The 23,671-nt window shown below is 72.5% G+C and carries 17 protein-coding genes; 8 read left to right on the forward strand and 9 right to left on the reverse strand.

What is annotated here, in order from left to right:
* Positions 1–15 precede the first annotated feature (15 nt).
* Complete coding sequence (gene rpsD / locus Drose_RS03705) at positions 16–624, reverse strand: 30S ribosomal protein S4 (RefSeq protein WP_260726748.1); 609 nt, start codon at positions 622–624, stop codon at positions 16–18.
* A gap of 45 nt (positions 625–669) precedes the next feature.
* Between rpsD and Drose_RS03710 the strand changes: the two genes are divergently transcribed.
* The 3 genes from Drose_RS03710 to Drose_RS03720 all read left to right on the forward strand — a co-directional run bounded on the left by Drose_RS03710 (position 670) and on the right by Drose_RS03720 (position 4,447).
* Complete coding sequence (locus Drose_RS03710) at positions 670–1,383, forward strand: DUF2470 domain-containing protein (protein WP_260726749.1); 714 nt, start codon at positions 670–672, stop codon at positions 1,381–1,383.
* Positions 1,384–1,618: 235 nt separating this feature from the next.
* Positions 1,619–1,888: a helix-turn-helix domain-containing protein gene (locus tag Drose_RS03715; RefSeq protein WP_260726750.1), complete on the forward strand. Its 270-nt coding sequence runs from the start codon at positions 1,619–1,621 to the stop codon at positions 1,886–1,888.
* A 12-nt stretch (positions 1,889–1,900) separates the two neighbouring features.
* Positions 1,901–4,447: a helix-turn-helix transcriptional regulator gene (locus Drose_RS03720; RefSeq protein WP_260726751.1), complete on the forward strand. Its 2,547-nt coding sequence runs from the start codon at positions 1,901–1,903 to the stop codon at positions 4,445–4,447.
* Positions 4,448–4,608: 161 nt separating this feature from the next.
* Here the strand turns inward: Drose_RS03720 and Drose_RS03725 are convergent, their stop codons facing one another.
* The 4 genes from Drose_RS03725 to Drose_RS03740 all read right to left on the reverse strand — a co-directional run bounded on the left by Drose_RS03725 (position 4,609) and on the right by Drose_RS03740 (position 10,166).
* Complete coding sequence (locus Drose_RS03725; RefSeq protein WP_260726752.1) at positions 4,609–6,165, reverse strand: hypothetical protein; 1,557 nt, start codon at positions 6,163–6,165, stop codon at positions 4,609–4,611.
* A gap of 28 nt (positions 6,166–6,193) precedes the next feature.
* Positions 6,194–7,042 (reverse strand): hypothetical protein, encoded by an 849-nt coding sequence (locus tag Drose_RS03730; RefSeq protein ID WP_260726753.1) that lies wholly within the window; start codon positions 7,040–7,042, stop codon positions 6,194–6,196.
* Positions 7,030–7,503 (reverse strand): AI-2E family transporter, encoded by a 474-nt coding sequence (locus tag Drose_RS03735; RefSeq protein ID WP_260726754.1) that lies wholly within the window; start codon positions 7,501–7,503, stop codon positions 7,030–7,032. The genes Drose_RS03730 and Drose_RS03735 overlap by 13 nt, the downstream gene beginning before the upstream one ends.
* Positions 7,504–7,655: 152 nt before the next feature.
* Positions 7,656–10,166 carry a LuxR C-terminal-related transcriptional regulator gene (locus Drose_RS03740; protein WP_260726755.1) on the reverse strand — a complete coding sequence of 837 codons (2,511 nt, stop codon included), beginning with the start codon at positions 10,164–10,166 and terminating at the stop codon, positions 7,656–7,658.
* A gap of 371 nt (positions 10,167–10,537) precedes the next feature.
* Here Drose_RS03740 and Drose_RS03745 point away from each other — a divergent pair, with 371 nt between their 5' ends.
* From Drose_RS03745 to Drose_RS03755, 3 genes are all read left to right on the forward strand, one after another.
* On the forward strand, positions 10,538–11,179 hold the full coding sequence (locus tag Drose_RS03745) for a DivIVA domain-containing protein (protein ID WP_260726756.1): 642 nt from the start codon (positions 10,538–10,540) through the stop codon (positions 11,177–11,179).
* Between the two features lie 53 nt (positions 11,180–11,232).
* Positions 11,233–11,643: a hypothetical protein gene (locus Drose_RS03750; RefSeq protein WP_260726757.1), complete on the forward strand. Its 411-nt coding sequence runs from the start codon at positions 11,233–11,235 to the stop codon at positions 11,641–11,643.
* Positions 11,644–11,802: 159 nt separating this feature from the next.
* A complete protein-coding gene (locus Drose_RS03755) occupies positions 11,803–12,813 on the forward strand; it encodes a cation diffusion facilitator family transporter (RefSeq protein WP_260726758.1) in 1,011 nt (336 codons plus the stop codon).
* Between the two features lie 4 nt (positions 12,814–12,817).
* Here the strand turns inward: Drose_RS03755 and Drose_RS03760 are convergent, their stop codons facing one another.
* The gene (locus Drose_RS03760) at positions 12,818–13,606 is read right to left on the reverse strand and encodes a DUF7144 family membrane protein (RefSeq protein ID WP_260726759.1); all 789 of its coding nucleotides are present in this window, start codon (positions 13,604–13,606) and stop codon (positions 12,818–12,820) included.
* Between the two features lie 493 nt (positions 13,607–14,099).
* Between Drose_RS03760 and Drose_RS03765 the strand changes: the two genes are divergently transcribed.
* Together Drose_RS03765 and Drose_RS03770 are read left to right on the forward strand one after the other, a co-directional pair.
* Positions 14,100–14,981 (forward strand): formylglycine-generating enzyme family protein, encoded by an 882-nt coding sequence (locus Drose_RS03765; RefSeq protein ID WP_260729605.1) that lies wholly within the window; start codon positions 14,100–14,102, stop codon positions 14,979–14,981.
* Positions 14,982–15,222: 241 nt separating this feature from the next.
* The gene (locus Drose_RS03770; protein ID WP_260726760.1) at positions 15,223–17,724 is read left to right on the forward strand and encodes a LuxR C-terminal-related transcriptional regulator; all 2,502 of its coding nucleotides are present in this window, start codon (positions 15,223–15,225) and stop codon (positions 17,722–17,724) included.
* 277 nt (positions 17,725–18,001) lie between these two features.
* On the opposite strand, the gene Drose_RS03775 is transcribed toward Drose_RS03770, so the two are convergent.
* The 3 genes from Drose_RS03775 to Drose_RS03785 all read right to left on the reverse strand — a co-directional run bounded on the left by Drose_RS03775 (position 18,002) and on the right by Drose_RS03785 (position 22,811).
* A complete protein-coding gene (locus Drose_RS03775; protein ID WP_260726761.1) occupies positions 18,002–18,808 on the reverse strand; it encodes a DUF7144 family membrane protein in 807 nt (268 codons plus the stop codon).
* 368 nt (positions 18,809–19,176) lie between these two features.
* Complete coding sequence (locus Drose_RS03780) at positions 19,177–19,866, reverse strand: PP2C family protein-serine/threonine phosphatase (RefSeq protein ID WP_260726762.1); 690 nt, start codon at positions 19,864–19,866, stop codon at positions 19,177–19,179.
* Positions 19,867–20,006: 140 nt separating this feature from the next.
* Positions 20,007–22,811: a LuxR C-terminal-related transcriptional regulator gene (locus Drose_RS03785; protein WP_260726763.1), complete on the reverse strand. Its 2,805-nt coding sequence runs from the start codon at positions 22,809–22,811 to the stop codon at positions 20,007–20,009.
* Positions 22,812–23,671 lie beyond the last annotated feature (860 nt).

Here is a 23,671-nt window from a genome sequence, read left to right on the forward strand (position 1 = left end):
CGCCGAGCCTACGGGTTACCGGCTGTAGAACTCCACGACGAGTTGCTCGTCGCAGAGCACCGGTATCTCGTGGCGCACCGGCATCCGGATCAGCCGGGCGGTGAGACCGGCCAGGTTCACGTCCAGGTACGGCGCGGTGCGCTCGCCCGCGTGCGCGCCGGCGGCGGCGATCACGAACGGCGTCTTCTGCCTGCTGCGCTCGGCGACCTGGATCACGTCACCGGGTCGCAGGCGTGCCGAGGGCCGGTCGACCCGCTTGCCGTTGACGACGACGTGCTGGTGGGTGACGATCTGCCGGGCCTGGTAGATCGTGCGGGCGAAGCCGGCGCGCAGCACCAGCGCGTCGAGGCGCGTCTCCAGGTCGACGATCAGCTCCTCGCCCGTCTTCCCGGGGCGCCGGACGGCCCGGTCGAACGCGGCCCGCATCTGGTTCTCCCGCAGGTTGTACTGCGCCCGGAGTCGTTGCTTCTCCACCAGCCGGACCTTGTAGTCGCTCACCTTCGGCCGGGCGCGGCCGTGCTGGCCCGGAGGGAACGGGCGGCGCTCGAAGTACTTCACCGACTTGGGCGTCAGCGGGATGCCGAGCGCGCGGGCCCGCCGAACCTTGGGTCGTGACTGGTTCATGCTCGACCTCCTTCTAGTAAGGTAAGCCTAACCTTAGGAGGTTGGATGCCCGCGATCAAGCTGCCCACCGCCGCAGAGCGCCTGCGCTCCCTGCTGACGGCCGCGCCGTCGCTGACCCTGAACGTGCCCGGTCACCGGTGTGATCTCGCCGGCCGCCACCGGGTCGACCACGCCGGCCGGATCGTCCTGGAGCTGCCGGACGAGAGTCATGTGGCGCATCTGGTACGGGCTGAGCCCGATCTCGCCGCGGTCGTCGAGCTGACGGACCTGATCGCCACGCCGGTCCGGGTGTACGCCGGCGCGGGCCGGGTGCGGGCCCGGGCGACCTTCTCCGGCTGGCTGACCCCGACGGCCGCGGCGGCCGGCGAGCTGCTCGCCGTCATGGAGCTGGTCTCAGCCACGCTGCTGGACCGCGGCTTCGGCGCGGACGAGGTCGACGTCGAGGCGGACGAGTTCGCCACCGCCCGGCCCGATCCGCTCGCCGAGGCCGAGGCCGACATGCTGTGTCACCTGGCGGCCGCCCACCCCGACGCGGTCGAGCGGTTGTCCCGCCTGGTGCCGCCGCATCACCTGCACGGCGTCCACCGGATCCTGCCGGTCCGCCTGGACCGGTTCGGCGTGGTGCTGCGGCTGGAGTTCGCGAGCCGCGCGCGGGACGTACAGCTTCCGTTCCCGGCTCCCCTCGACCGGGCGGAGCAGGCGGGGGAGCGGATACGGGAGCTGTTCGCCAGGGCACGCTGCTGCCGCCCGGGCCACTGAGGGTGCCGCGGATCACACGCGGAACCGGTCGACCAGGCCGCGGAGGCGGCCGGCGACGGTGGTCAGCTCCTCGGCGGCGCGGTTCGACGCGGCTGCGGCTTCGGTCACCGCTTGCGCGCTCGTGGCCAGGTGCGTGATGTTGCTCGCGATCACCTGCGTGCCGCCCGACGCCGTGCCCAGCAGGCGCTCGGTACCACCATGGAGAATATTGTAATACCAGGATTATCATCGAATCATGGTGCGTAACCCGTTGACCGCCGGCGAGCGGCACCGCGGCCTTGTGCTGGGGCGGCTGCTCCAGCAGGCGCGGGGTGAACGCAGCGCCGCCGCGGTCGCGTTCGAGGCCGGCATCTCGCTCGACACGCTCCGCAAGATCGAGCGCGGCGCCATCGCCACCCCGGCCTTCTTCACCGTCGCGGCCCTCGCGCGGGTCCTCGAGCTCGACCTCACCGCGCTCGCCGAAGCCCTGGCCGAGGCCGAGCCGACCGCGACGCGGGTGGCATGACCGGGCACGCCGATGCCGCTCTGGGAACGCGTCGATGCCCTGGCCGTCCTCGACGGCCTGCTGCGCGACGCCCGCCGGGGCGGCCGGGTCGCCCTGGTGGCCGGCGAGGCCGGGATCGGCAAGTCCTCCCTCGTCAGGGCGTTCGCCGCGAGCGTGCGGGGGCGGGTGCTCTGGGGCGGCTGTGATCCGCTCGTCACGCCGCGGGCACTGGGGCCGTTGCACGACATCGGCCGGCAGACCGGCGGCGTGCTCGCCGAGCGCCTCGCCGCGCGGGCCGGCCACGCGGAGCTGTTCGCGGCCCTGCTGGACGAGCTCGAAGGGCCGGCGCGGCGCACCGTTGTCATCGTCGAGGACGTGCACTGGGCCGACGAGGCGACCCTCGACCTGCTGGTCCTGCTGGTCCGCCGGATGGACCGGCTGCGTGCGCTGCTCGTGCTCACGTACCGCGACGACGAGCTCGGCGCCGACCACCCGCTGCACGGCGCGCTCGGCGCGTTCCCCCGCGACGTCGTGCGGGCGGTCACGCTGCCGCCGCTGTCCCGGGACTGCGTCGCCGAACAGGCCGCCGCCGCCGGTCGCGACCCCGCCGGCGCCTACGAGCTGACCGGCGGGAATCCCCTGCTGCTCACCGAGCTGCTGCACGACGGCGACGCGCGCGGCGCCGTACGAGGGCTGATCCTCGACCGGCTGCGGAGACTGTCCGGCGCCGCCCGGGACCTCGCCGAGCTGGCCGCCGTCATGCCGACCCTCGCCGACCCGGTGATCGCCGCCGGCGCCGCCGAACTGGTCGACCAGTGCGTGGCCGAGGGGGTGCTGGTGGCCGCCGACGGCGGCGTCGGCTATCGCCACGAGCTGCTCCGCCGGGTCGTGGCGGACGCGCTGCCGCCGGCCCGGCGCACCGCCCTGCACCGCCGCGCGCTCCGGATGCTCGCCGCCGCCGAAGGGGTCGACCCGGCGCGCCTGGCCCACCACGCCGGCCTCGCCGGTGACGCCGAGGCGCTGCGACGGTACGGCACCGCCGCCGCCGAGAGCGCCGCCGCCCAGGGTGCGCACCGCGAGGCGACGGCGCACTACCGCGCGCTCGTGCCGTACGCCGGCAGCCTCCCCGGCGGCGAGCGCGCGGAGCTGCTGGAGTCCTACGCGTTCCAGGCATACCTGGCCGGCCTGCCGGCCGAGGGCCTCGACGCCCGGCGAGCGGCGGCCGAGGAGCGGCGGCGGCGCGGCGAGATCGAGCGGGTGGGGGAGAACCTGCGCTGGATCTCGCGGCTGGCGTGGTGGAGCGGCGACACCGCCCTCGCCAGGGACCGCGCGGTCGAGGCGGTCGAGCTGCTGGAGACCATCGAGCCCGGCCGCGAGCTGGCGATGGCCTACAGCAACCGCTCCCAGCTCCACATGCTCGCCCACGAGCTCGACGCGGCCGTCGACTGGGGCGATCGCGCCATCGCGCTGGCCGAGCGGCTCGGCGACCTGGAGACCGCCGTCCACGCGGCCGTCAACGTCGGCACCGCGCGGCTCGACCGCTGCGAGCCGGAGGCGGCGGAGATGCTGTTGCGCCAGCACCGGATCGCGGACGCGGCCGGCCTCGTCGACCACGCCGCCCGCGCGCTGGTGAACCGGGCGGCCGGCGGTGAGGAGACCGGCGACGTGCTCGCCGCCGTCGAGGCCGTCGAGGTGGCGCTGCGGTACGCGCGGGAGCACGACCTCGACGGCTACGTGCAGTACCTCCTGGGTGTCCGCGCCGCGGCCCGCTTCGAGCTGTGCGACTGGGACGGCGCCCTCGCCGACGCCGACGAGTCGCTGTCCCGGCCGAACCGTATCGGCGTCGCCGTCGTCCCGGCCCTCGTGGCGCGGGGCCGGATCCAGTCCGGGCGCGGCGACCCGGCCGCACTGTCCACGCTGGACCGCGCGCTGGAGCTGGCCCTGACGACCGAGGAGATCCAACGGATCGGCCCGGTCGCGGTGGCGCGGTCCGAACACTTCCTGATCGCCGGCGACCCGGCGCGGGCGGCCGCGGAGGCGGGCCGCTGGTTGGCGCTCGCGACCGAGAAGCGGCACCGCCGGTACGGCGCGGAGCTGCGCTACCACCTCTGGCGCGCGGGCGGCGGGCAGGAGCAGCCGGACGGGCCGTTCGGGGAGCTGACGGCCGGGCGCTGGCGGGCCGCGGCGGAGCACTGGGAGCGGATCGGCCGCCGGTTTACCCGGTTGAGCGCGCTGGGCGCCGGGGACGCGGACGCCGCCGGTGCGGCGCTGCGCGTGCTGGACGATCTCGGCGCCCGCCGGACCGCGGCCTGGCTGCGCGCGGACCTGCGGCGGCGCGGCGTGCGTGGGATCCCGCGCGGCCCCAGACCGGCGACCGCCGCCAACGCCGCCGGGCTGACCGGCAGGCAGGCGGAGGTGCTGCGGCTCCTGGCCGAGGGACTGTCCAACGCGGACATCGCGACCCGGCTGACGCTGTCGCAGAAGACGGTGCAGCACCATGTCTCCGCGATCCTGGACAAGCTGGGCGCCGGTTCACGCACCCAGGCCGCCGCGGCCGCCCGCCGCCGCGGCCTGCTGTGAGACGGTGCTCGTCCGCTGTTCGTGTCGTGCCGCACCCGAGCAGCCGGTGGAGGCTGCGACACTCGTCGGATGACACGCAGCGGAGCCGTCGACGAAACCCGCACCGGTCGAGCCCGCAGTCCGGCCTGAGCGTGTCACCCGCCGCGGCGGTGCGGGTGGGGTCAGCAAGGTGGCGGAAAGTTCGCCAGGAGGTTGACGTCGTACAGCAGAACCGCGTACTTGCCGAGGTCGTGGCGCTCGACCGGCGGGCCGAACTGGGCCGTGGCCTGCTCCGGCGTGCCGTAGAAGGGCCGGTCCAGCTCGAGCACCACGAAGCGGGCGTCGTGGCTCGCGTCGTACATGCTCCGCTTCGACTGCCAGCAGAACGGCACCAGCCGGTCGCCGCCGCCGGCGACCGGCGCCACGGTCACCTCACGCTCGGTGGTGACGGTGATGTTGTTCGACGCCCAGTAGGCGCCGATCCCATACCGCAACTGCCGCTGCTCCAGGAAGTCGGCGACCTCCTGGGCCTCCGAGTCCGGGGCCTTCGGCGGCGCGTAGGCGACCAGACTGAGGGTCAGGGCGGCGAGGACGCCGACCAGGATCCGCCGCCCCCATCGCCGGGCCTTCGCCGGTTCGGCGGCGGCGAGCCAGGGCCCGGCGACACGCGCGGCCAGGACGGCGCTCATCGGGAGCACCGGGGAGATCTGGCGGGCCGCCATCAGGTCGATGGACAGGATGGAGACGATCTCGGCGCCGAGGTCGCAGGCGATCGCCACGACGAGGATCGAGTCGACCCGGTCGGCGGTCCCGCGCACCGTCCGCCACGCCGTCACGAGCACCGCGACCAGCGCCACCAGGAATCCGATCGCGTGCAGCGCCGACAGCGCGAGCTCCAGCGCCGGCGGGTGCCAGCCCGGGCGGTGGGTGCCGAAGACGACGCCGAGCATGCGGGCGGTCATGTACGCCCGGTGCGGCCACTCGGACACCGGTGACAGTTCGATGGGCGGGTGCGGCGTGTTGAACCCGCCGAGCCGGTCGAGGAGCGCCATCGCGCCGCGGGACAGGACGACCGAGACCAGGCCGGCGGCGACCAGCAGCAGGTCCTGGACCCGGTCCGCGCCCCGAGCGCGCAGCGCCCGCACCGCGGAGACGAGCACCAGCGGCACCGCACCCACGAACGTGACCATCGGATCGCCCACGGCGCCCCAGGCCAGCACCACCGCCACGACCGCGGGCATCCATCGCTTGTCGCGCAGGCGGTCGGCGGCCCACCACGCCAGGAGCATCGGCACGGCGGTGCCGGTGTGGTTCGGCGAGGACAGCAGCGTCTGGTAGCCGGTGCCCGGCACCGGCACGAGCAGGATCATGAGCACCACACCGACGCGCAGCCAGGCCTCCGGGCCGGTGGCCCGGCCTCGGGCGAGCCCGGCGGCCACGAAGATGATCAGCACATAGGTGATCGCGGCGGTGACGTGGACCTGGTCGGCGGTGACGCCGGTGAGGAACTGGACCAGCCCATACTGGATCAGCTCGGTCGAGTAGAACGAGACGTCGGAGAGCGTCCAGCCGCTCAGCAGCGGGTTGCCGTGGAACATGTCCCACGCCTGCAGCGCGTTGCTGGCGCCGTCGCCGTTGATGGGAAACGCGCGGGCCATCCGGAGATAGGCGAAGAACAGTCCGACGGCCGCCGCGGCGGCGCCGACTCCGATCAGCAGTTTCCGGTGATCCGCACGCACCCGGGCAGGGTAGCGGAGGGGGGCGGTGCTATTCGAACTCGTCGGCCAGGTCCCGATACGCGGCAAGCACCGTCTCCGTACGTTCAGTGAGCGTCCCGGCGGGCTCGTTGCCGCGGTCCGGGCGGGTGGCGATGGAGCCGAGGAGCGCGTCGGCGGCGGTCACCCGCATCCGGGCCCGGCGCTGCGCGGCCCGGTGGTCGAGGAACTCCTGACAGAGCTGGGCCAGCCGGCGCAGTTGCCCGGTGCGGCGGCGGACCTCGGCGTCGACCTCGGTCAGCCGCCGGGTGATCTCCGCCTGCCGGTCGGTGACCGCGGTGAACAGGCTGCCGGCGCCGATCGGTTCGCCGACCGACTGCCGCAGGTTCCGGTCGACGGCGCGCAGCTTGCCCCGCTCGGCGAGTGCCTCGGCCAGGTCCCAGAGCGCCCGTTCCAGGATCCCGGTCGGGTCGGTGGGCTCGCCGAGCCGCTCCAGGGCCGGCCACGTCAACCGGATCCGGTCGGCGTCGGCGGCGGCCGTCTCGAACGCGACCCGGTCGCGCGGGTCGGTGAGGAACTGCCGCATCGCCCGGCCGCGCCGGGTCGGCACGCGGACCAGGGCGTATCCGGACACCAGGAAGATCGTCGCCGCGATCGAGCCGAGCAGGCTCCGCGCGAACGGCGGCGGTGCCAGCCAGTTGATCGTCAGGGCGACGATCGCGGCCGCGGTGAGGCCGGCGCCGTACAGGACGTGGACCCACGGATCGGCGGGCCAGAACGGGCCGCCGCGGGCGCGCATCGTCTCGTCGCCGACGGCGCCGAGTGCGCGCTCGATCGCGGTACCTCCGCGCCGCAGCACTCCGATCCGCCGCGACCGCAGGTACTCGATCACGGTCCCCACCGCCCCCCACCGCGTTGATCATGCACTTGTGGTGCCTGGACATTCCCTGGATGTCCGTATTTGTCAGGCACCACAACTGCATGATCAACGCGGTGGAGGAGGGTGGACAGGGCGCTGGAGGTCACCAGCGCGACGAGGGCACCGAGGATGCCGGCCAGGGCGCCGCCGAACAGTACCGCCGCGGCGAGCGCGGGGATCGACAGCGGACCCAGCCAGCCGGGCAGGCGCTGGGCCGAGACGCCGACCAAGGTCATGAACGCGGCCGTGGCCAGGCCGAACAGCGGAGCGAAGGGCTCCTGGACGGTTGCGGCGAGGACCGCCGCGAGCAGGACGCCGACCAGCGGCCCCAGCCACGGCAGCACGGTGAGCAGCCCCACCGCGACGGCCGCCGCCTGGGCGTGGCCGACGCCGCTGACATGCAGCGCCGCCCAGGCGACGGTGGCGGCGAGCGCGCCCCACACGCACCGATGGGTGGCCGCGGTCGCCGGACCCGGGCCGGGATCGACGACCCGGACCAGCGCTACGCGTTCTTCCCCTTGCCGGCCGACGCCTTCGGCGCGTGGCCTTGGTTCTTCCCCTTGCCGGCCGACGCCTTCGGCGCGTGGCCTTTTTGTCACAACAGCCGCAGTTCCCGCGCGCGCTCGACGGCTTCGCGCCGGCGGCCGGCGTGCAGCTTGCGGTAGATGTTCTTGACGTGGGTCTTGACCGTGTTGACCGACACGTAGAGGGTCGACGCGATCTCCAGGTTCGACATGGTGCCCTGGAGGTACCGCAGGACGGTCAGTTCCCGCTCGGTCAGCGGTTCGACGAGGTTCCCGTCGCCACCGCCCCGCGAGCCGCCGGCCAGCGGCGACGAGCCGGCCGCCAGTTCGGCGGCGAGCGGGTGGTAGACCGGCAGGAGCGGGGCGAAGTTCGCCAGCAGGTCCCGCACCGGGTGCCCGCCGACCAGGAACGGACGCCGGAAGCTCTCCTCCTCGGCGATGTCCAGCGCCGTCTCGAGCCCCCGCAGGACCCGGTTGCGGTCGCCGAGCGCGCGGCCGGCGAGCGAGGTCAGGATGGCGGCGTGGACCGTCCAGGTCAGCGCGGAGTCCGTGGACGGCGTCGCGAACTGCGCCGCGGTCGACGCGGCGGCCGCGGCCTTGCCCTCCACGAGCGCCGCCGACGCGTCGACGCAGGCGGCCCAGCCCGGGAAGACGTCGGGGTCGCCGCCGGTGGCGACGAGCCGCCGCGCCGCGCCCAGGTCGCCGCCGCTGATCCGCAGCTCGGCCTCGGTCAGCGCGAGCGCCCGCTCGACGGCCGGCGCCAGCGGTGCCCCACCGAGCTCGCGGCGCGCCGCGTGCAGCACCTCCAGCGCCGCGGCCAGGCGTCCGGCGCCGTGGCGCAGCCTTGCCCGTACCGTCGCGATGGCCACCAGCAGGTCGGGGTCGCCGGCGGCGAGGTCGAGCCCCTCGTCGAGCAGCCGGTCGGCCTCCGCGATGCGGTCCCACTCGCCGTAGACGCTCGCGAGCGCCATCCGCACCCAGCCGAGGTCGGTCGCGTCGGTGATGCCGAAGCGGTCGGCGGTCACCAGCGCCTGGCGCCCCAGCCGGGCGGCGGCACGCAGCCGGCCCCGGGTCGACTCCAGGACGGCGAGCTGGCTGGCCGCGCGGACCTGTGCCTGCGCCATCCCGGCACGCTGCGCGAGGACCAGCGCGCCGTGCAGCGGTGCACCCGCGGCGGCGAGCTCGCCGAGCCGCAGCCTGGCCTCGCCCTCGTCGAGCAGCGCCAGGGCGCGCACCTCGTCGGTGTTCGGGTGCAGGTCCGGCAGCGCGGCCAGCGTGCGCCGGGCGTCGCCGGCGAGCCACGCCTCGGCCGCCGCGAAACCGGCCAGCATCGGGCTGCCGCCGTCGCGGTCGCTGCGGCGCAGGAAGTCGCGCGCGCCGTCGAGGTCGCCGACGCGGAGCCGCTCGGCCGCGAACGCGAGCACGAGGTGCGGGTCCGCCGCCTCCTCGACACCCGGTGCGTGCGGCGCCGCCTCGTGCGGCCGGTCGTAGCGGACCCCGCCGACGATGTCCGGCCAGTGCCGGTCGAGCACCTCGACCGCGCCGTGCCAGTCCTCGGCGAGCAGCGCGTGACGCAGGGCCTCGGCCGGGATGCCGTAGGTCGCGTGCCAGGCGGCCGCCCGCCGGTGCAGCTCCGGCACCCGTTCCGGGTTGCGGCGCAGCAGTTCGGCGTGCAGCGTCCGGGCGAAGAGCGGATGGAAGCGGTACCACCCACCGGGGCCCGCGTTGCGCGACAGGAACGCGTTCGACCCCTTCAGCTCCGCGAGCACGCGGGCGCCGTCGTCGCGGCCGGTGATCGCCTCGACCAGCCCGGCGTTCAGCCGCGGCGCGACCGCCGTGTCGAGCAGCAACTGGCGGGTGTCCGCCGGCAGGGAGTCGATGACCTCACCGGTGAGGAAGTCGCCGACGGCCGTGCTGAACGCGCCACCGTCGTCGAGCACCCGCTCCGGCTCCGGGTGGCCGCGCATCGCCATGGCGGCCAGCCGCACGCCGGCCGGCCATCCCTCGGTGATCGAGTGCAGTGCGTACAGTGTCGAGCCCGGCAGCACCACGTCGTGGGCCGCGAGCAGTTGTGCCGTCTCCGTGATGGTCAGCGACAGATCGTTCGTGCGCATCTCCGTCAGCGAGCCGTTGACCCGCCAGCGGTACAGCGGCAGCGCCGGGTCGCGGCGGCACGACAGCACCAGGTGGAGCTGGCCCATCCCGTGCCGGACCAGCGACTCCAGCTCTGTCAAGGCCTCCGGGTCGCTGATCTCCCGGACGTCGTCCACGACCACGATGTGCGGCCGGTCGAGTGCGTCGACGGCCTTGAGCAGGTCGTCTTCGTACCACTCGCCGGTCTTGTCCAGTTCGTCGTCCGGCTGTGTCGAAAGTGCACCCAGCAACTGTCCCGGAACATCGGCGCCGTGCGCCGAGTGGGACGTCACCCATCGCACCACCGGAGCCTCGTTGCCGTCGCCGAGGCGTGCGGTGCGGGCCCAGGCGACCAGCGCGGCCGTCTTCCCCCATCCGGCGGGAGCGGTCACCAGCGTCAGTGGCGCACGCACCGCGGCGTCCAACTGTGCGACGACCCGATCCCGCATCACATACCCCGGCGGGAGATCCGGCACCGCCAACGACGACGGTGCGAATCCACGGCGATCCTGCTGTACCAACGCTTGTGCCACCCGTGCCCCCCGATTTCGCTGCCCCGGGTCTTGCTTTCGGCCCTCCCGGTCAAACGTGACGAGCAAAGCACCGCGTGATCGCCGAGGGCCTCACCCTCCCTGGGTGGTATTCCCGCACGAACGTGCCCATTTGCCTTGCGTAGCAAGGGTTCCATCGACGCCGCTGCACCGGCGAGCCGTCCGCCGGAGGCTCACCCGGAACGGATGACGCGCGGTCACCACACCGGTCGGCAGCGTTCCCGCTATCGCCCGTCGCGAGAACGGGCCGAGGAGGGGGATGAGCCAGGATGAGCGCGCTTGTCGGCGAGATCGAGCTGCGCCCCGAGAACGGCTTCGAGCTGAGCCTCCGGGGCTACCATCGCGCCCAGGTCGACCGGTACATCGCCACCTTGCAGATGCGCCTGACGACCCTGGAGACGGAGCTGGCCTCGGCGCGATATCGCGAGCAGCAGCTCGCCGGGCGGGTGGAACGACTCAACACGGAGCTCAAACAGTGTACCTGCGGCGAGGAGAAGTCGAAGGCCGTCGGCGGGCGAATCCAGCGGATGATCGAGCTGGCCGAGGAAGAGGCCAACGCCCTGCGGACCCAGGCGCAGCAGGACCTGGAACAGGCCCGTGCCACCGGGGAGGCGCTGCTGGGGGACGCGCGCCGGCACGCCGAGGACGCGATGCGCGACTTCCAGACCGCGCTCGCGCAGCGGCGCAACGAGGAGGCCCGCGCGGAGGCCGCCCGGCGGGCACAGTGGGACGCCCGCCGGCAACGCCAGCGTGAGGCCGCCGAAAACCTCCTCGCCACCACCCGGTCGGTCGGCGGCGACAGCCTCCGCGTGACCCGCCGGCTGCTCGACGCGCTGACCGAGGAGCACGCCAAGCTGGTCGCGGAGGTCGAGCTGGCGGAGAAGGAGCTGTCCAACCTGTCGTCGACGTGAACACGACCGCCCCGGGCCCGGGTCCACTATGGACTCGGGTCCACCTATTTCCGTTGTGGAACAAGGCTTGCGGCGCGCTGGTTGTGAGAAGCGGCGGGCAGGTTCTTCACCCGGCACGGGTGACGACGCATCACTCGGACAGCCAGCAGGATTCTTGCCATGACGAGGCGAACGACCACTGGGCGGCGGGCCGTATGACCGCGACGCTGCCCGTGCTCGAGCCCGAACTGCGGGCGGATCTGACGGTGACTGCTGCACCGTCCATAGTGGTCCGCCCGTTCCCGCCAGCCGCGGGCGTCACGTCGTCGGTGGTCCCCGACGTGACGACCCAGCTGGGTCGCTCGGTGAAAACCGTTGAGCAGGGGGTACTCAACGGTCCAGGAGACAGCGGTGAATTCGGCCCGCGTCCTGAGCACCGGTCGGCCTTCAGCGAGGGCGGCGGGAGCCGATGGGTGGGCGGCTGATCCGGAGGAGGCCGCCCACCCATCGCAAGTCGCGATCCGACCTTTCACACCACCGCATCCTGATCGTCTGAACCAATGTGAGGACGGCGCGTCGGCGCCGGCGCGCTCCCAGGCCCGCGTCGGCGCCTTTCGCGTCCCCGCATCTGTCATGGTGTCCGTATGCTCCGTACGCATGGTCATGGCGGCTGGTGGCACCGGTTCCGGCATCGGGCCGGGCACCTGCTGGTCCCGCACTCCCACGACGCCGGCGACAAGGTCGACGCGGCCATGGAAGGCTCCAGGGAAGGCATGCGGGCCCTCTGGGTGTCGCTGCTGGTCCTGGGCGCCACCGCCATGCTGCAAGCCGTCATCGCCGCCTGGTCGGGGTCGGTCGCGCTGCTCGGCGACACGCTGCACAACGTCGCGGACGCCCTGACGGCGGTACCGCTGGGCATCGCGTTCCTACTGGGCCGGCTGCCGGCGAACCGCAGGTACACCTACGGCTACGGGCGCGCCGAGGACCTGGCGGGGATCGTCATCGTGCTGACCATCGCGGCATCGGCCGGCTTCACCGTCTATGAGGCCGTCGACCGGCTGATTCACCCGGCCGGCGTCACACGGCTGCCGTTCGTGGCGGCCGCCGGGGTCGTCGGGTTCGTCGGCAACGAGCTCGTCGCGCGGTATCGCATCGCGGTCGGTCGGCGCATCGGCTCGGCGGCGCTCGTCGCCGACGGCCTGCATGCCCGTACCGACGGTTTCACCTCGCTCGCGGTGTTGCTGAGCGCCGGCGGGCTGGCGGTCGGCTGGCGGTGGGCCGATCCGGCGGTCGGCCTGCTCATCACGGTCGCGATCCTGTTCGTGCTCAAGGACGCGGCGCGGGAGGTGTACCGGCGCCTCATGGACGCCGTCGACCCGGCCCTGCTGTCACGGGCCGAGGAGGCCCTGGCCGGGACGCCGGGGGTGCTCGCGGTGGGGGCGCTGCGGATGCGCTGGATCGGCCACCGCCTGCACGCTGAGACCGATCTCGTGGTGGCCGGTGACCTCACGCTCGTCCAGGCCCACGCGATCGCCGTCGAGGCCGAGCACCGCCTGCTGCACGCGGTGCCCCGGCTCACGGCGGCGACGGTGCATCCCGACCCGAAGGGCACCCACGCCCATGCGGGTCTGGACCACCATCGACCTTCCGTATGACGGGTCAGCCGGCGCCGGTGCCGTAACCGGAGGTGGGTGCGGCATGGGTCGGCGAGCCCGGCTGGCCGGGCGCGTAGGGGCCGGCGTTCGGACCGCGCTGGGCGGCCCCGCGGGGCTGTTGTTCCGTCCCTTGGTGGATCGAGCCGGGCGGCATGGAGGTGTGCATCGGCCCGGGCTGGATGGGTTGCCGCTGATAGGACTCCTGCTGATGGCCGTTCTCGGGCCGCTCCGGCGCCGCGTGGGCCGGTGCCTGGTGCCCGGGTGCCTCCTCCGGTGCGGCGTGGGCCGGGACGCCGCGACCGGCCGCCGGAGCGTTCACCGGGAAGCCCGCGGCCCGCGACTGCGAGTCGCGGTCCAACCGGTGGGAGCCGCCCGCCAGGTGCGGCTCGGGCTCGTAGGCGTCCGTCCAGTGCACCGTGAGCGCGAACAGGACGATCACGTCGAGCACGATCATGAGGAGCGACCAGACGGGGTACGCGCCGAGGGAACCGATCTGCGCCAGGGCGTGCAACGCGACGACGACGATGGCGACGATCCGCGCGATCCTGTTGCGGGCCAGCAGGCCAATGCCGGACGCGAAGAGCAGACCGCCGAAGACGATCATGACCACGCCGAGCCCGGTCAGGTCGACGACGACGAGGCTGCCGCCGTCGATGAACGTCACCTGGTTCTGCAGCAGGGCGACAAGCCCTTCGAGGACGTTGAGGAGCCCGATCAGGACGAGCAGCACGGCGGCGAAGGTCACCCAGCCGAACCACACGGTTCTGTTCCTGGTGGTTCTGGTCTCAGCCATGGCCTCTGTGTTCCTTTCCTCTGCGGGACACCGGCTCCTCGGCGGGACACCGGCTCCTTCCAGGGGATGCCGGCGGCGCCTCTTCGGGCCGTCGGGACACCGGCGGACCTGTCAGGACGACCGGGGAAAGGGGCGCAGGTGAGCGGGTTCGTCGTCCGGCCGCGGCGGACAAGAGAGGAGGCGCCGCGGCCGGATCCGGCGAAGCTCGTGTGGCGACCTCCCTCCCCTTACGGATGCGAACCGGTGCTTTTGCAAGCGATCGTTCGGCCGCCACGGATGACGGGACATCACCCGCCCGGTGTGAAAGCCGATTGACCATGGTCATCGGCGTCGCAGTGCGCTGCGACACGTGTCCCGCCGGGCCCGGAACAAATGTTGGAACTTAGCGCGCCACCTGCGAGAACGCCACCCGGCACGCCGAATCGCGAGGGTCCTCACCCGGACCGGGTGAGGACGGGTCACCCGACGCCGCCGCCACAATGCGGTCGTGGAGATGGCCTGGATCCCCGGTGGCACCTTCGCCATGGGCGCCGAGGGCTTCTATCCGGAAGAGGCGCCGGTGCGCAAGGTCACCGTCGATGGCTTCTGGATCGACTCGCACCCGGTGACCAATGCGGAGTATGCCCTCTTCGTGCAGGAGACCGGATACCGCACGGTCGCCGAGCGCCCCGCCGACCAGGGCCCTCCGGGCTCGATGGTCTTCGTCCAACCGCCCGGTCCGGTGCCCTTACGCGACTGGCGGGTCTGGTGGGAACTGCGGCCCGGCGCATCCTGGCGCCACCCGTTCGGCCCGGAGTCGTCGATCCGCGGCAAGTCCGCCCACCCGGTGGTCCACGTCGCCTACGAGGACGCCTTCGCATACGCCAAGTGGGCCGGCAAGGACCTGCCCACCGAGGCCGAGTGGGAGTTCGCGGCGCGGGGCGGCCTGGACGGCGCCGCCTATCCGTGGGGCGACGAGCCGGAGGCCGGCCGCGCCAACATCTGGCAGGGCATCTTCCCGTGGCTCGACCGCTCCGAGGGTGGCCACGGCACCAGCCCGGTCGGCGCGTTCGCGGCCAACGGCTACGGCCTCTTCGACGTCGTCGGCAACGTGTGGGAGTGGACCTCGGACTACTACCGCTCCGGTAACGCCCGGTTCGACGCCGGCGACGACCCACTCACCCCTGTGGGTGATGTCGCGGAGAATCCGCGAGTCGACACGCCCGCGGGTGCCGCCGTGTTCGCCAGCCGGGTGTTGAAGGGCGGTTCCTACCTCTGCTCCATCGGCTACGACCACCGCTTCCGGCCTGCGGCTCGACAGCCTGAAGCCATTGATTCCGGTAGTTGTCACGTGGGTTTCCGATGCGTGCGTAGGCAGGCGCTCCAGGCGGGGTGACCACGCACCGTCATTTGTTCACCCCCTACGGGTGAGGCGACATCACCTCTTGTCGCCCCACAATCCCGTGGTCATCCGCCGTGCTGCGGTGGGTGGGAGGGGGCGAAATACGTTGGGGCAGAAAACGCTCGTTGACACCATCACCCGTCCCGCACTGCATTTCGCAGTGCCCGAGCCGCCCCGCTATCACGTGCCGCGACCGCGTCTCCTGGACGCTCTCGATCGAGCCGTGGCGGGGCCATTGACATTGATCTCAGCTCCGGCGGGGTGGGGCAAGACCACCCTGCTGGCCGAGTGGGTGGCGGCGGGGCGGGTGCCCTGGCCGTTGGCGTGGTTGACCGTCGAGGCGCACCACGGCCCACGCTTTTGGGAGCACGTGCTGGAGGCGGTCTCCGCGTCGACCGCCGAGCACCAGGTGACCGACACCGTCGACGGTGACGGCGGGGCGCTCGAGGAACTCGTCGCCCTGCTGCGCCGGCCCGGTCCGCCGGTGGTGCTCATCCTCGACGACCTACAGGAACTCTCGGTTCCGCCGGTCTGGGGTGAACTGGAGACGCTGCTTTCCCAGGCGGGTGACCGCCTGCGTCTCGTGATCGCGTGCCGGACCGATCCGGCGCTCACGCTGTACCGCTTCCGAATCCGCGGCGCGCTGTCCGAGCTGCGCACCGGCCCGCTCGGCTTCACGCTCGACGAGACGGCGCAGATGCTCGTCGCGCACGGCGTCCGGCTCGCGGAGTCGGCCCTGGTCGAGCTGCACGCGGTGATGAAAGGGTGGGCCGCGGGCCTGCGCCTCGCCGCGCTGGCGGTGCAGGGGCATCCCGAGCCCGACAGCCTCGTCCCGCGCTTCGCGCTGCAGGACCGGGCGCTGGGGGAGTACCTGGTCGGCGAGGTCTTCGACACGCTGCCGGAGGACGTCCGCGAAGTTGTCCTCTGCACGTCGGTCCTCGACCAGGTGAGCGCCGAACTGGTGGAGGCGCTGACCGGCCGCGTCGACGGCGCGCGGATCCTCGCGCAGCTCGAGCACTCGAACCTCTTCGTCGTGCAGGGCAGCGGCAACGCCGGGATGTACCGGTGCCATCCGCTGTTCGGGCTGATGCTCTACGACGAGCTGCGGCACCGCCGGCCCGAGCAGGTCCGCCAGCTACACCGGCGGGCCGCGGACTGGTTCGCCGCGCACGACCAGCCGGCCGACGCACTGCGGCACGCGCTCGCCGCCCGCAACTGGGGTCAGGCGGCCGACCTGCTCGCCGAGAGCTGGCAGGAGCTGGTGCCGGGCGCGCGGCTGCGCACCATCAAGGAACTGGTTCCACCACCTCCGCAGGAGGTCCGCAACGACCCGAAGCTGGCCCTGGCGTTCGCCGCCGAACGGCTCGACGCCAGCGACCCGCAGGGCACCGAGACCTTCCTGCACCTGGTCGACCGGTCCCAGCACACCCTCGTCGACTCGGCGCGCGCGCAACTGCGCCCGATCGTCGACAGTTTCCGGATGGCGGAGGCACATCAAAGCCAGAAGCCGGAGCTGGTACTGGCAACCGCCCCGCTCCTCCTGCGTGAGGACACCGGCCTCGACGACCAGGACACCGCGCGCATGCGGGCCCTGGCGCTCGTCGCCGTCGGCGGTGCGCGGCTCATCCAGGGCGACCTCCAGGCCGCCGAGCACGCGCTGCAAGAATCGCTCAACCTGGCCCGCCGCAGCGGCGGCGTCCAGTCGCAGCTAGCTGCTCTACGACAGCTCGCCCAACTCAACGCGGCACGGGGCAGACTCACCGCCGCGATGCGTTACGGCAAGGAAACGCTCGCTCTGGCCGACCGCGAGGGCCAGACCCAGGGCAGCGATGTCGTGTGGGCACAGTTGACCGTCGCCGAGGTCTGCTACCTCCAAGCCCGGGTGCGTGCAGCCGAGCACTACCTCGACCGTGCACTCGACGGAGGCGGCCTCGCCGACCCCGCGTTGGTGGCGGTGGCGACCATGTCCCGTGCACACATCCGCGCCGCGGCGGGCGACGCGCGCGCGGCGTGCACGGAACTGGCCGCCATCCGCCGCCAACTGGCCGACTGGCGGTACACCCCGAAGCTCCAGCACTGCGTGACCCTTGCGGAGGCGGAGCTGCGGTTGGCGGCGGGTGACGTGGAGGCGGCGAAGCGCCTCCTGAACTTCGAACCGGTCGAGATGCTCGCCCCGTGGCACGGCGTGGTCCGGGCCAAGGCGCACCTCGCGGAGCGCCGCCCCGCGGCGGCCCTCGGCTCCGTCCAGCCCTATCTCGAGCCCACGACGGGCTCGCTGGTCTGGACCGTCGACGCGAACCTCACCTCGGCCCGCGCCCTGCGCGCCCTGGGTGATCGGTCGAAGGCCGGCCGGGCACTGGAGCAGGCGCTGCGGTTCGCCGACGACGAGTCGATCCGCTGGCCGTTCGTCGCGGGTGGTCAGCCGGTGCGGGAGCTGCTCGTGACGTACCTGCCGGCCGGCAGCGGCTTCCGCGGCCTGGCCGAGGACATCGCCGCCGAGCTCAACGGCTTCGGCCGTCCGGCGGCCGCCGCCGGCGAGCTGGCGGAGCCGCTCACGGAGCGGGAGCTGGCCGTGCTGCGGTACCTGCAGGGCACGCTGTCGGCAGGCGAGATAGCGTCGATGCTCTACGTTTCGGTGAACACCGTGAAGACCCACATGAAGAACATCTACCGCAAGCTGGGCGTGGGCCGTCGCCGCGAGGTGATCGAACGCGCCCGCGAGCTGAACCTCTTGTAGGAGTCGATTCCCGCGGAGCGCGGCGGTCTTCGGACCTGCCGCGCTTCGCTGTTCCCGGGCTTCTGCCGGGCCGGCCCCTCGACGGGCCCCGCCCGAGGTGCGGGTGGGTGGTACATCGCTTCGCCCGGGCACCCCCGAGCGGACCCAACCCCTCTGGTCCCTGGGCCGTCCGGCGCCCACGTCCGCGTGGTGCGCCGGGAGGGGAGACTCTGCCGGAACGACAACAGCGGCGGCGTCCGTGATGGACGCCGCCGCTGTTCGGCGGTGCGACAGGGAGTCAGCGCACCACGTACGGACGGGCGCCGATCGCGGCCAGCTCCTCCGGAGCGCCGTCCGGTGTGGACTCCCGCGTCGTCGCGGGCTGCTGCTCAAGGATCATCGGCAGCGGGTCGACCAGCGGGTCGAGGACCTCCCGCCGTGCCGGGGCCTCGTTCACCCGGACCGGGACCGTCGCGTGGCCGATCGCCCGCACCCAGGTCGTCGGGGTGTCTAGATCGGGCTCGACAAGCTCGGCGTCGACCGTCTCCGACGGCACGGCGTGCGGGTCCACCATCAGGTCGACCAGGATGATGTCACTGTTCTCGGCGCTGTGCCGCACCACCGGGTGGCCCGCCTTGTGCCGCGCCCGGTAGGCGTCCGACCGGCTGTTCCGGCGCAGCGCCAGTTTCGCCACCGGGGCCGGCGCCGACGCGGATTCGTCGGCCGCCCGCCGGTTCCGCGGCACGGTCAGGATGAAGATGATGATGACGTCCAGCGCGATCATGAGCAGCGACCAGGCCGGGTAGGCCCGCAGCATGGCCAGTTGTGAGATGGTGTGCAGCGCCACGATGCTCACCGCCGCGAACCGCGAGCTGCTCCTGCGCGCGCGCAGCGCGATACCCGTGATCGCGAGGAGCACGCCCAGCGTCACCGTGGCGGCGGCCCAGGTGCCGGCGCTGGTGAAGGCCACATCATCGCGGTTGAAGCCGACCCCACCGCTGGCGAACCCCACCAGCAATCCCTGTGAGACGTTCAGCGTGCCCACGAGCGTGAGCATGGTCGTACCGAACGCCGTCCATTCCTTCACCGCACCGCCGTCGCGCATCCGCCCGTTGTCTCCCTTGCCTGAGTCAGAAAACTGTTGAGGCCGTGCCGGCCCCGGTCGAAACCGAGACCGGCACGGCCTATTTCCCCCGTTACTTGTTCCCCCCGGAACAGGCGCGACAAGTGGTGTTCCGATCACGCCGCCCGCGTGACCGACCCACCGGCGCAGACCCCTCCGTGCCGGTTGCCGGGAAGCGGTCGAGACCCTGCCCGCGGACGTGGGTGGATCCCCGGCCTCCCCGGTTCTCCGGACATCGGCGCCAGCCGAAGTTCGGCAACGTGTCGTGCCTGGGAACATGATTTGAACGACAGGGGTGAGTAGTAATCACCCTCGATGGGTGACCAGGCGGGTGGCCACCCGGCACGGCGCTACACCGGCTCCGCGGCGAGGAGGCAGGCGTCGTCGTCGGGGTTGCCGCGGCGTGCCTGGTCGATGGCGTTGCGCAGCCGTTCGCCGGGCGCGGCGGTGCGCATCGCCAGGCGGACGTCGTCGGCGAGGTCCTGCACGCCCTGGTCGATGGCGCGGTCCCGCTGTTCGACGACGCCGTCGGTGTACATGAAGAGCATCTCGCCCCCGGCGAGACGCACCGTGGCCTGGGAGTACCGTGCGGCGGGATCGACGCCGAGCGCCATGCCCGGCGGCTGGAAGAGCGGCGACACACCCTCGGACGTGGCCCGCAGGATCGGCAGGTGCCCGGCCCTGGCCCAGGTGAGTGTGCGGTCGGCGGGCCGGAAACGGCCGCAGACCGCGGTGGCGAGCACGGTGGTGTGCCGGCGGCACAGCATCCGGTTGAGGGCGGCGAGCACGGCCCCCGGCTCGTCACCGGCCAGCGACAGCCGGGTCATCACGGCGCGCAACTGGACCATGGTGGCCGCGGCGGCACGGCCGTGGCCCATGACGTCACCGACCGCGAGCAGCACGTCGCCGTCGGGGAGGGCCATGCTCAGATACCAGTCGCCGCCCACGTTCGCCGTGCGGTCGGCCACCTCGCACCGCACCGCGACGCGGACGCCGTTGATGTCTCCTTGCAACGCGAGATCGTGCACTGCCAGAGCCATCACGCACCACATCCTCGGCCCGGGGTCCGCCGCCGGTCGGAGCACCGGTGACCGCAATATCGTGGCCTTCGGCACAGGGTGGGCGGCTCGCCCGAACCGGGTGGTTCACCGCGGCGCGGCGCCCACCCTGGCGGGGTGAATCAGATGAGGCTGAGCTCCCTCGCCCGGCGGACGGCGTCGCGGCGTCGGCTCACCCCCAGCTTGCGGTATACGTGCCGGACGTGGGTCTTGACCGTGTTCGACGAGACGCTGAGCACGGTCGCGATCTCGGCGAGCGACAGCATGCTGCGCAGATACCGCAGCACGAGCGTCTCCCGCTCGGTGAGCGGCTCGGTGATCCGGTCGTCGCCCGCGGAAGCCGGGAAGACCACGCTGGACGGCTCCGGGCCGGAAAACCCGGACGCCGGGGGAGCCGAAGCGGGGTGCGCGGTGACCGGGGGAGCGGAGACGGGGTGCGGAGATGCCGGGTGAGCAGCACCGATCTTCAAGGTGACGATGGGCCGGGCCGACGCCGTGACGACCTCCGTGCCGGGCGGCAGCGAGCGCTCTGCCGGTGACTCCAGCAGCTCCGAGATCCACGCTCCGTGCCCGAGGAACGGCCGCCTGATGCTCTCCGGCCCGGCCAGCCTGAGCGCCCGCTCGACCTGCTCCGCGGCACCCGGCAGGTCGCCGAGCTGCCGCAGCGCCTGCGCCAGCAGTACCGTTGCCGAGACCGTCGTCACGAGGGACAGCGGCTCGTCGGCGAGCACTCCCTCCAGGGTCCGTACCGCCGACGTGGAGCGGCCCTCCGCGAGGCTGCAGCGTGCGTCCGCCAGGGCCACCTCCGCCGTGCCGGGCCACTGCCGGTTCAGGCCGTCGAGGATGGCGCGGGCCTTGTCGAGGCGCCCGTCGAGCAGGCAGAGGTCGGCGTGCAACACGCGCACCGCCACGTCGATCATCCGGGGCATGCCGCTGCTCCGCCAGCCGAGCAGCGGCTCGAGAGCCTCGGCGGCGCCTGTGCGGTCGTCACGGGCGAACAGCAGGAGGGCGAGGGCGATGGAGCTGGCCAGCGTGCCGTTCGCGTCCGGTACGGCGTGCACGCTGATGCTCTCCTCGAGGTGGTACCGCGCCTCGTCGAGCAGTCCTCGTTCACGGGCGACAGCGGCCAGGACGAGCCGGGCGTAGGTGATGGTGCGTGCCTCGGTGACGCCGGCGTCGCGGCAGCCGTCGAGCACCCGCCGCGCGTACGCCGCCGCCGCCGACAGCCGCCCCCGGCGCAGGTGCGAGGCGGCCCGCTGCCAGTTGGCCTGCACCGCGAGCAGGCTGAAGCCCGACTTGCCGGCGAGTTCCGCCCCGCGCTCCAACGCCAGATCGGCGTCCTCCAGGTCGTTGACGGCGAGGGCGGACCCGGCCAGCCCCAGGTACGCGACGGCGCGGGCGGCATCGGTCGAGTCGGCGTAGATGTGCTCGCCGGCCGCCTCCTCGCTCCGTGCGAGCAGCCGCACCGCCGCGTCGCCGATGCGTTCCACGTCCTCGATCGCCACCGCCTCGGCGAGCCGCACCGCGGCCAGCATCTCGGCCTGGGCCGCGGACGGCGCCTCGCCGAGGGCGCGCTCACCCAGCCGGATGAACGCCGACATGCCGGCGATGTCGCCGCTGTCCCGGCAGCAGATGGCGAGCGCGAAGGCGAGCAGGGGCCGGTCCGCGATGTCCTGCGGCGGATGCGGACCCTCGCGCGGTGGCATGGCGCGGGGGCCGGAACCGGTCAGCTCGGGCCAGTACTGGAAAAACAGTCGTTCGGCGGTGATCCAGTCGCCGCCGGCGGCCGCGTGGGTGAGGGCGTCGCTGGGCAGCCCGTTCGCGGCGTACCAGCCGGCCGCGGCGCGGTGCAGCGTGCGCTCCTCGGCCGGCAGCACGGTGCGGATCTCGGCACGCAGCACGGCACGCAGCAGCCGCCGGTAGCGGTACCAGGAGTGCGAGCCCCCATAGAACGTGGCGAGCGCGTTCGCGCGGCTCATCTGGGCCAGCAGCCGGGCGCCGCCGCGGCTGCCGGTCAGCGCCTCGACCAGGCCGGGGCAGACGGTCTCGAGGATCGACGTGCGGAGCATGACCTCACGGACGTCGGGGTCGAGGTGCTGGAGGATCTCGCCGCGGACGTACTCCGTCAGCCCGACCTCCTCGTTCCGCCCGGCCTCGCCGAGGACGAGATCGGTGACGACGCGCTCGGGCTCGTGCCGACCGACCATCGCCGCGAGGGTCACCGCCACGGCGGCCGGCCAGCCCTCGGTCACGTGCCACAGCGCGTAGCGGAACTGCTGGGCCAGCCGGACGTCGTAGCCGGCGGCGAGGCCCGCCACCTCCTCCTGCGTGAACGAGAGGTGATCGGTGCGCAGCTCGGTGAGCTGCCCACGGACCCGCCACCGGTAGAGTGACAGCGGCGGCTCGCTGCGTGCCAGGATGAAGAAGCTGATGCGGTCGCCGAGCCGGGAGATGAGCCGCTCCAGCCGGCGCAGCACGGTCTGGTTGGTCACGTGGTGCACGTCGTCGAGGACCACGACGGTCCGCTCGTTCCGCGGGGCGTCGTGCCGGGCGTAGGTCGCCGGGTCGACGGAGATGCCGGACGCGGTGAGTGCGATCGTGAGCTGCCGCCAGGCCGCGGTGCCACAGTTGGGCTCGAACCGCACGTATGCGCTACGGCCCGGGGCGCGGCCGGCGCGGATCCACGACGTGGCGAGGACCGTCTTGCCCCAGCCGGTGGGCGCGCAAAGCAGGGTGACCGGGTGGACGACCGCCGAGTCGAGCTGCTCCAGGAGCCGCTCCCGGGCGAGATGGACGCCTGGCAGGCCGGGAGCGCCACTGACCTGTGGCCGCGATTCCGCGGGCGGCGGCCGACCCTCCAGGGGATGGGTCGACGGGCTCCAACCCAGTCCGCCGAGGAACCGTTCGGCCGCGTCGTTGTGCGCCAATCTGTCAAGAGTGCTCTCGCGTGGCACGCTGTGGTGACTCGTATGCACCGTCACTCCCGAAAGCCGCGGATTTACGACGTGCGTTCGGACCTTCCCAGTTCGTGAATGGGGCCGACTGCCAACGCGGACCACCATAGAACTGACGCCGCTCCGAGGGGGAGTCCAATATTTATCATACTCGATTCCCATGAGCGTGGAGGTGTCCCCACTTCGCCCGGTTCATCGCTCAACAAATAGAAGGATTTAAAAATTTTGCAGTAGGGCAGCGAACGCCGTGTGCGCATGACACCCGGACGAACTGATACTTTTGCCCGGTTTTGCAATCGGCGATATCTGTGCCGGGCCGCCATGTCATCACGCAGCGTGAGCTCCGGCGGCATGCCTGCGGGGCGCCGGTTGGGCACTGAGGATGCGGGGGTGACTACGCTTCCGCCGTAATAATCAACGCGTCGTGTGGACCGCAATCTACCTAGGTCAGCGGCGCGTCGGCATGCGATCTACTCAATATAGATGCTCTTGATACTCGATGGATGTCCGCCTCATCCGGATCTGCCGGTGTAATTACACCGATGTAAATAGTAGTACTCTCACGACTTGGCAGAGCGGCTACTCAATCATGTGACAATGTGCAATTTGCACTTCATGGGAAGCCACATTTCGGTACAATGCGGACAGCCGGACAGGGTTTGGGCCCCCGCCGGAAGCCGTTGCGCCCGGCCCCGGTTGTTGGTTTGGTGGATTCTTCCCGACACGATCTGACGGGCAGGGGCAGGCTCCGCCGAACAGGACAGGATCGGGCGAGACCTGGAGCACGCCTGACCGGAGGGCCGGTGTTCGACCCGGGCGGAGCCCGACGGCAC

Origin of the sequence: Dactylosporangium roseum, assembly GCF_025264685.1 — a bacterium.
Lineage (GTDB): Bacteria > Actinomycetota > Actinomycetes > Mycobacteriales > Micromonosporaceae > Dactylosporangium > Dactylosporangium roseum.